Source organism: uncultured Demequina sp. (genome assembly GCF_913055775.1).
Lineage (GTDB): Bacteria > Actinomycetota > Actinomycetes > Actinomycetales > Demequinaceae > Demequina.
Genome location: NZ_CAJXJX010000127.1, coordinates 1 through 7814, shown reverse-complemented (window position 1 = coordinate 7814; position 7814 = coordinate 1). Strand labels below are relative to the sequence as shown.

Sequence of the window (7814 nt, the reverse complement as noted above, 5' to 3'; positions counted from 1 at the left end):
GGCGCTCTCCGGCACCTCCAGCAACTCGGGGCGCTGCTCAATGAACGCCGTCGTCACGCCGCCGGCCCGGAAGTCGGCGTCCGCCAGAACAGCGCGTAGGAACCGGATGTTGTTGGTGACGCCACGGATCCGGAACTCGGCCAGCGCGCGCGATGAGCGGCGGACGGCCTGCTCGAAGTCGTGACCGCGGCACGTGAGCTTCACGAGCATCGAGTCGAAGTGGCCGGTAACGGTGTTGCCGGCCATGCCCGTCGCTCCGTCGAGGCGGACGCCCGCGCCGCCCGGCGAGCGGTACGCGAGGATGCGGCCGGTGTCCGGCAGGAAGCCGTTCGTCGGGTCCTCCGTGGTGATGCGCGTCTGCACCGCGAAGCCGTTCGTCCTCACCTCGTCCTGACGGATGCCGATGTCCGCGAGGCTCTCCCCCGCCGCGATCCGCATCTGCGCGCTGACGATGTCGATCGAGGTGACCTCCTCGGTCACCGTGTGCTCGACCTGGATGCGCGGGTTCATCTCGATGAAGACGTGCTGGCCCGCGCGTTCGCCCTCGGTGGCGACCAGGAACTCGACGGTGCCGGCGTTGCGGTAGCCGATCGACTCCGCGAACTTGACGGCATCGCGGCACAGCGCGTCACGAATCTCGGGGTCGAGCGCGGGCGCTGGAGCGATCTCGATCACCTTCTGGTGCCGACGCTGGACGGAGCAGTCCCGCTCGTACAGGTGGACCGTCTCACCCGTGGCATCGGCGAGGATCTGCACTTCGATGTGACGCGGTCCGAGCACCGCCTGCTCGAGGAACACGGTGGGGTCGCCGAACGCGTTGTTGGCCTCGCGCATGGCCGCTGCGAGTGCATCCGGGAGCTCCTCGCGCCGCTCGACGCGGCGCATGCCGCGCCCCCCTCCCCCGGCGACCGCCTTGACGAACACAGGAAAGCCGATGCGCTCGGCAGCCTCGATGAGGGTGTCGGGGTCTTTCGAGGGCTCGGACGAGTCCAGCACCGGCACGCCCGCCTCACGGGCGGCCTTCAACGCGGCCACCTTGTCGCCGGCCTTCGCGAGCACGTCGGCCGGCGGGCCGATGAAGGTGATCCCTTCCTCCGCGCAGCGCCGGGCGAGGTCGACATTCTCGGACAGGAAGCCGTATCCGGGGTAGATCGCATCCGCTCCGGAGAGCTTCGCCACGCGGATCATCTCGTCGATGTCCAGGTACGCCTTGACGGGGTGTCCCTGCTCGCCGATCTCGTAGGCCTCATCGGCCTTCACGCGGTGCTCGGACATCCTGTCCTCGTGCGGGAAGACCGCGACGTGCCTCGCGCCCAACTCGTACGCGGCACGGAAGGCACGGACGGCGATCTCGGCGCGGTTCGCGACCAGCACTTTGGCGAACATTGACTCCCTTTCGACGTTCGCCTCAGTGTGCCAGGTGCGCCCCGCTACGTCAGTACACGGCGCGGGCGAAGATGCTGGATTCTTGCCGAATCGCGCAGATCAGCTCGCGGTCGAGCGCTTGGCCCGACGTGCGGCGAGCTCATCGACGTCCGACGTGCGCTCGGCACCATCGCCGCGATCGGCGGGCAGCTCTGACAGCGAACCCTCGAGTTCGCGCCACACCTTGCCCAGCGCGATGCCGAAGACCCCCTGCCCTCCCTGGACCAGGTCGATGACCTCATCGTCGGAGGTGCACTCGTACACGGACGCACCGTCGGACATCAGGGTGATGCGCGACAGGTCGTCGACGCCGCGTTCGCGCAGATTGCCGACCGCGGTGCGGATCTGCTGCAGCGAGACCCCGGAGTCCAGCAGGCGCTTCACGACGCGCAGCACGAGGATGTCGTGGAAGCCGTACAGGCGCTGCGTTCCCGAGCCGGTGGCAGACTTGACGCTCGGCTCCACGAGCCCTGTGCGCGCCCAGTAGTCCAGCTGGCGGTACGTGATGCCCGCCGCCTTGCACGCGGTCGGACCGCGGTAGCCGGCGTTCTCGTCGAGGTGCGTGAGTCCGTCGTCGAAGAGGATGCCCTGGTCGACCGCCGGGGCCACGTCGTGACCGCCCTGCTCAGCCATGGGATCTCCCTCGTCTCGTCCTGCACCACCCACGGTAGGGCGGTGCACCAGCCAGGTCAACGACCGACGCCGGTGTGCCGACGCGCGTGTCGCCGTCCCTGGGTCTATCGGCCGATTCTGTCGTGCACACAAGCGCTGAACAGCGCGACCGCGGCATCGGCGCGGGCCCGCTCGAGCGTGTCGGCAGTCGCGTCGTCACCACGGGCCCGGCGCGGGCGCGCAGCGTCCGTGGCCAGCTCGGCCTCACGACGCGCGGCCCGGGCAAGCGTCGCCAGCGACCGGGGATCGCCACCGGAGCCCAGGTAGGCGGCTCCCGCGATGACGAGGGGCACGGCCTCAGGGCCATAGCGCCCCGGTCCCGTCTGTTCGATCAGCCCTGCGGCCGCCAACTGCTCCACGATGTCGACGTCGACCGTCGCGGCGTGAGCGAGCGCGATCGGTGTGAGCGTCGAGGCCGACTCCCCGACCGCTCGCGGTCCCACCGGATGGTGGACGCGGCCGGCATCGAGGTCTCCGAGCTGCTCGGCGATCGCGCTCAGCGGCAGGTATTCGTCCCGCTGGCGCGTGAGAACGAAGCGCAGGCGCTCGACGTCTGCGGCTGAGTACTGGCGGTAGCCGGCGCCGGACCGATGCGGCGTGACCAAGCCATTCGAGTCGAGGAAGCGGAGCTTCGACGAGCTCAGCGCAGGAAACTCGTGCGATAGCTGCTCGAGGACGTCGCTGACGCGCAGTTCGGGATCGTGGGACAGCTGGTGGGGCCAGGTTCCTTCGCGCGCGCCGGCGCCTTCCTGCTCAGGTGTCGGCGCGACTGCCTTGAGCGCGACCATCGATTCAGCCGGTGACGCCCGGGTAGAAGGTCATGCGGTACTTCCCGATCTGCACCTCGTCGCCGTCGTGCAACTCGGCTTCCGTCACGCTCTCGCGATTGACGTAGGTGCCGTTCAACGAACCGGCGTCGACCACACGGAACGTGGTGCCGTCGCGCACGAATCGCGCGTGCTCGCGGCTGACGGTGACGTCATCGAGGAAGATGTCACCGGAGACCGAACGGCCGGCCGTGGTGACGTCGACGTCGAGAAGGAACCGCGCGCCCTGGTTGGGTCCGTGGTGCACGATCAGGAGGGCGCAGGTCGAGTCGAGGGCGTCCACCGCCGTCTGGTCCTGCGATGACATGCGGTGCGGCGCATGCTCGTCGGGCACGATCTGTGCGTCGAGTGACATCGTGCGCTCCACGGGGCTCTCATCGAACGTCATGGCTCCTCCTTCCGTGAGACGATCCGGTCTCATCATCCTAGGCGTTCGTCCGGCGTCGCGACAGACGCGCCGCCGTCATGCGAGTCGGTCTCTGGAGCGAGGATCTGCGCGCGGATCACGCGCACGTAGCCAAGCCCGGACACCCAGTACAGCGCGGACGCGACGCACGCGAGCACGATGGCCGCCAGGTGGATCCCGTCCCACCTGTCGTACGCGAGGAAGGCCAGCGGAAGCGCCACGTACAGCGCCGCAGTGGCGGCCTTGCCCACGAACGTCACGTGCGGCGGCTGGATCCCGCGCGAGCGCCCGATGAGCAACGCGATGGCCACCAGCAGGTCACGGGCCATCAGGATGACGAGCAGCCACCACGGGATGATGCCGCGCACCGCGAGGCCCACGACCACGACGACCGTGAGCAGCCTGTCCGCCGCAGGGTCCAGGATGCGGCCCACCTGGGTGACCTGGTTCCACCGTCGCGCGAGGTAGCCGTCGAGGAAATCGCTGACGCCCGCGAGAGCGAGCGCCACGATGGCCCAGGCGTCCTGCTCGGCGACCAGGAGCGCGCCGAACACGCCGATGAGCGCGATCCGCGCGAGCGAGATCGCGTTGGGCACCGTCCACAGGGCTGTCGACACGGTCGAAGGCACGTCGCTCCGCTTCGCACCAGCCGTGTCACCCACGGTCGGTGAGTCTACTCGGCGTCGTCCTTCGCTGCTACGACCTTGTCCACGGTCTCAGCGGCGATGCGTGTGGCCTCGTCCTCAGAGGCACCGCGCGCGAGTTCCTTCGCCTTGATCTGCTCGAAGCGGTACCGACGAGTGTCGACGGCGTGCTGGTCGTTCATGGCGTGCTCCCTTCGTGCGAGTTCGCAATGCGTCCGCATCAGGCAGTCCGATCCGGACACCTCCAGACTATGACGCCACGAGCGCGACTGCAGGACGCCACACGGCCGTCTTCTAGGGTGGGCGCATGATCATCGCGAGCCGCGGCCACACGCCCTCCATCCACGACAGCGCCTACGTCGCGCCCTCCGCCGTCGTGTGCGGCGACGTCACCATCGGAGCGGACTGCCGGATCCTGCACGGCGCGGTCGTGACAGCGGAAGGTGGCCCGGTCAGCATCGGCGAGAAGGTCGTGATCATGGAGAACGCCGTGGTCAAGGGGCGTCGGCGCCACCCGACGTCGATTGGCGACCACGTCCTCGTGGGTCCCCACGCCCACATCAACGGATCGACCATCGAGAACGAGTGCTTCATCGCCACCGGAGCCTCCCTGTTCCCGGGTTCGCTCGCGCGTCAGGGCTGCGAGGTGCGCGTCAACGCCGTGGTCCAGGTCAACACCGCGCTCGCCCCGCGCTCAGTGGTGCCGATCGGCTGGGTCGCGGTGGGCGATCCCGCCCAGCTTGCCTCCGCGCATGAGCACGAGGAGGTGTGGCGCGTGCAGCAGGGCCTGGACTTCCCCGGCACGGTGTACGGAGCCACCCGCACGAGCTCGATGGTCGAGATCATGGAGGGTCAGTCCGAGTTCTACGGCGCCCACGCCGACGACACCGTCATGGAGGACTGACGCGCCGGGCTACTCCACGACGTAGGTGTCGTACGTCTCGATCAGCGTCCTGACGCGCTCGAGTGCGTCCTCATCCAGGCCGGCGTCTCCCGAGACCTCATGCAGGGCGTCGACGGCGAGATTGCCGTACTTGTGACCGGCGTCCTCGGGAACCGCCGTGCTGAGGATCAGATCGATCACGCCCTGGAATGCGGTGACCACGGGGATCCACACCATGTCCTCCGAGATCTCGGGAGACCGCTCACCTTCCTTCATCCACTCGGGCTCGGACCAGACGACGCTGGGGCCGATCCAGACGATCGGATCGGTTCCGTGCTGCAGGAACGCGATCTTGGTGTCGTCCCATTCGCCGCCCAAGGCCGCGAGCTCGCCTTGCTGCGCGGCCCATCGCACGTGCTGCCCGTCGTCGAGGACCGGAAGGCTGTACGGACTGCCCGGGTCGCGAGCGTCCTCGAAGGCGCTCCACACGGGAGTGAAGCTGGGGGTTCCGGCGAGCACGGCGCCCTCGGTCGATGCCATCAAGTCGCTTCCGTCCTCGTATGCGGACTGGATCCCGAAGGACCCGAGGCTGAGCCCGTACACGATCAGCTGCGGGCGATCGGTTGCCGGAAGCTCGTTCCACCACTGCGTCACGGCCTCGACGAGCGCAGTGGTCCCGTCCTGCGAGAGGTCGGGCGTCAGGAGAGCAGAGACCGGACTTCCCGTCGCTCCGTACTGCTGCGCGACGATCGCCGTGTCGCCGGCGTGCAGGTACTCGAAACCGTCGATCGCAGCGGGGTCGAGCCACCCCGACCCGGTGGTGCCGGCGATCATGAGCACGGACCGCTCCGCGGCGCCGGTGCGCTCGAGCTCCGCGACCGCGAGCTGCGCACGCTCCTCGAACGAGCCCGGAACGTCGATCCCCACGTACACGCGAATGGGATCGACGGCCTCCACTCCGGTCACGGCCGTGATCTGAGCCGCCGAGGGCCCGCCACCCACGATCTTCGCGCCCGCCTGTCCCACCTGGTCCCAGGCGATGAGGCTGTCCTCGCCGCCGGACTTGAGTGGACTCGAGGGCTGCGGGTACTCCGGGTCGTAGGCGCGGTTGCTCTGGACCGAGACCGCCGTCAGCAGCAGCGACAGCATGGAGAGCGCGGCCGATGCGACGACGAGCATGGCGACGAAGGTTGCAGCGCCGTCGAGGACGCGCACGCGACGCCGCGACCGATCGCCAGGAATCCACCGCAGCGCGAGCCGGTGCAGCGCACGCCACCCGCGCGCGACGCCGCGTCCGATGCTGAACGCCAGCGTGGCTCCCACCGCGTAGAAGAGCGCACCGACGAGCCAGTCGAAGCCTGACGTGGGGGCCTCGCCGACGGCCTCTCGCACGGAGTTCTGCCACCCGACGGCCAGCGGCATCAGGGCCATCACCGCCGCCAGCGCCACCAGGGCTACCAGCCACCACGGCGCATCGGCCGAACGACGGAGGCGGCCACGGGACACCGTGACAGCGAGGCGCCACAAGCCCACTCCCGCTCCGTACCCCACCGCGAAGGCGAGTCCGCAGACGAATCCCTGCGCCCAGTTGGGCCGCGGAAGGAGCGAGGGCGTGAGGGCCACGATGATCGCCAGCACTCCGACGACAGCGCCGGCGAGGTCGAGTTCGTGCCGCGCCCGGGGCAACCGGTCCAGCAGGGGCAGGTTCATGGCGCCTCCTCCGGCGGGACCACCCCGCTCCGGGCACCACAGTAGAGGTCCTTCCGCGCCGGCTCGTGGAGAGCGGGCGGCGACCTCGCGCGGTGTCGGCGCGCCTAGGGGCGTCCGGAGGCGACCAAGGACTGGGCGACGCGTGAGGCGGGTTCGAATGGGGTGCCGTAGCGGTGGGCGGTGATCGAGATCGCCTGCTCGCGCACGAACGGCAGCAGCTCGTGCTCCGCGGAGCCCGTCACCGCGCCGTCGAAGACAGCGAGGTCAGCACTCCCCCGCCACGCGTCGTCGACAGTGCCGACCCAGCGGACGCGGCCTGCGGTCTCGGCTCGGGCCCGAGCCACGGCGCTGTCGTCGTCCTCCACCACCACTCGCGCTCCCGCAGCCCGCAGCGCGCGCTTGAGCGGGGCCGGGATCTCGCGGGCGCTCGAGATCGTCCCGGTGCCACCCGCGACCTGCCGTGCCGCGCATACGCGGGCCAGCGCTTCCGCGTCGCCGCCGTCCCAGCGCACCATGACCGGCGCGGGGACGTACCGCTGCACGTTGCGCTCGGCCGCCAGCCCCGTCGGGTCGTGGCCCACGCTGAAACGGTCGCGCCACGCCACGGCATCGCGCTCCGCCGCTGCGCGCACCCAGTCCGCGCGGACGGCGCTGACGATCTCCTCGACGGCATCGCCAAGCGGTGCGCCCGTGCTCGGAACCTCCTCGATCCGCTCCCAGTCGCACAGCGTCGCGACGTAGTGCGGTCCCCCGGCCTTCGCCGTCGCGCCCACGACCGATCGCTTCCAGCCCCCGAAGGGCTGGCGCTGGACGATCGCGCCGGTCATGCCGCGGTTCACGTACAGGTTGCCGGCCTCGATCCCGTCGATCCAGGCCCGCACCTCAGCCTCATCGAGGGTGTGAATGCCTGACGTGAGCCCATAGTCGACCTGATTGATGAGCGCGATGGCGTGATCGAGGTCGCGGGCGCGCATGACTCCCAGCACGGGACCGAAGCACTCGACCTCGTGCATGAACGACCCAGGCTGAACCCATCCGCGCACCGCCGGGGTCCACAGCGCGTCGCCGAGTCGTTCGGGCTCGACCCACCAGGTCTCGCCCGGCTCCAGTTCCGTCAGCCCGCGAAGGAGCTTGTCCTGGGGCTCCGCGATGACGGGGCCCATCTGCGAACCCGGCTCCCACGGCCGTCCCACGCGCAGCGACCGAACCGCATCGAGCAGTTGCCTGACGAAGCGCGGTGAATCGGC

Annotated in this window: 9 protein-coding genes; 1 reads left to right on the top strand and 8 read right to left on the bottom strand. The window is 69.7% G+C overall.

Annotated features, from left to right (window positions below; translation table 11 throughout):
- From QZ483_RS11495 to QZ483_RS11470, 6 genes are all read right to left on the bottom strand, one after another.
- Window positions 1-1386, bottom strand: a 1386-nt coding sequence (locus QZ483_RS11495; RefSeq protein WP_297084103.1) for a biotin carboxylase N-terminal domain-containing protein, incomplete at its 3' end; no start/stop codon positions are given.
- A 99-nt stretch (window positions 1387-1485) separates the two neighbouring features.
- A complete protein-coding gene (locus QZ483_RS11490; protein WP_297084102.1) occupies window positions 1486-2058 on the bottom strand; it encodes a MerR family transcriptional regulator in 573 nt (190 codons plus the stop codon).
- A 104-nt stretch (window positions 2059-2162) separates the two neighbouring features.
- Window positions 2163-2885, bottom strand: a complete 723-nt coding sequence (locus tag QZ483_RS11485; RefSeq protein ID WP_297084100.1) for a MerR family transcriptional regulator — start codon at window positions 2883-2885, stop codon at window positions 2163-2165.
- Window positions 2886-2889: 4 nt separating this feature from the next.
- Window positions 2890-3279, bottom strand: a complete 390-nt coding sequence (locus tag QZ483_RS11480; RefSeq protein WP_297084106.1) for an FHA domain-containing protein — start codon at window positions 3277-3279, stop codon at window positions 2890-2892.
- Window positions 3280-3344: 65 nt separating this feature from the next.
- Window positions 3345-3992, bottom strand: coding sequence for a CDP-alcohol phosphatidyltransferase family protein (locus QZ483_RS11475; RefSeq protein ID WP_297084098.1), 648 nt, complete (start codon window positions 3990-3992; stop codon window positions 3345-3347).
- A gap of 11 nt (window positions 3993-4003) precedes the next feature.
- A complete protein-coding gene (locus QZ483_RS11470; protein ID WP_297084097.1) occupies window positions 4004-4156 on the bottom strand; it encodes a hypothetical protein in 153 nt (50 codons plus the stop codon).
- A gap of 125 nt (window positions 4157-4281) precedes the next feature.
- Between QZ483_RS11470 and QZ483_RS11465 the strand changes: the two genes are divergently transcribed.
- On the top strand, window positions 4282-4878 hold the full coding sequence (locus QZ483_RS11465; protein ID WP_297084096.1) for a gamma carbonic anhydrase family protein: 597 nt from the start codon (window positions 4282-4284) through the stop codon (window positions 4876-4878).
- Window positions 4879-4887: 9 nt separating this feature from the next.
- Here QZ483_RS11465 and QZ483_RS11460 read toward each other — a convergent pair whose 3' ends face one another.
- Window positions 4888-6567, bottom strand: a complete 1680-nt coding sequence (locus QZ483_RS11460; protein WP_297084094.1) for an alpha/beta-hydrolase family protein — start codon at window positions 6565-6567, stop codon at window positions 4888-4890.
- 104 nt (window positions 6568-6671) lie between these two features.
- Window positions 6672-7814: aldehyde dehydrogenase family protein (locus tag QZ483_RS11455; protein WP_297084092.1), on the bottom strand; the 1143-nt coding region annotated here is incomplete at its 5' end.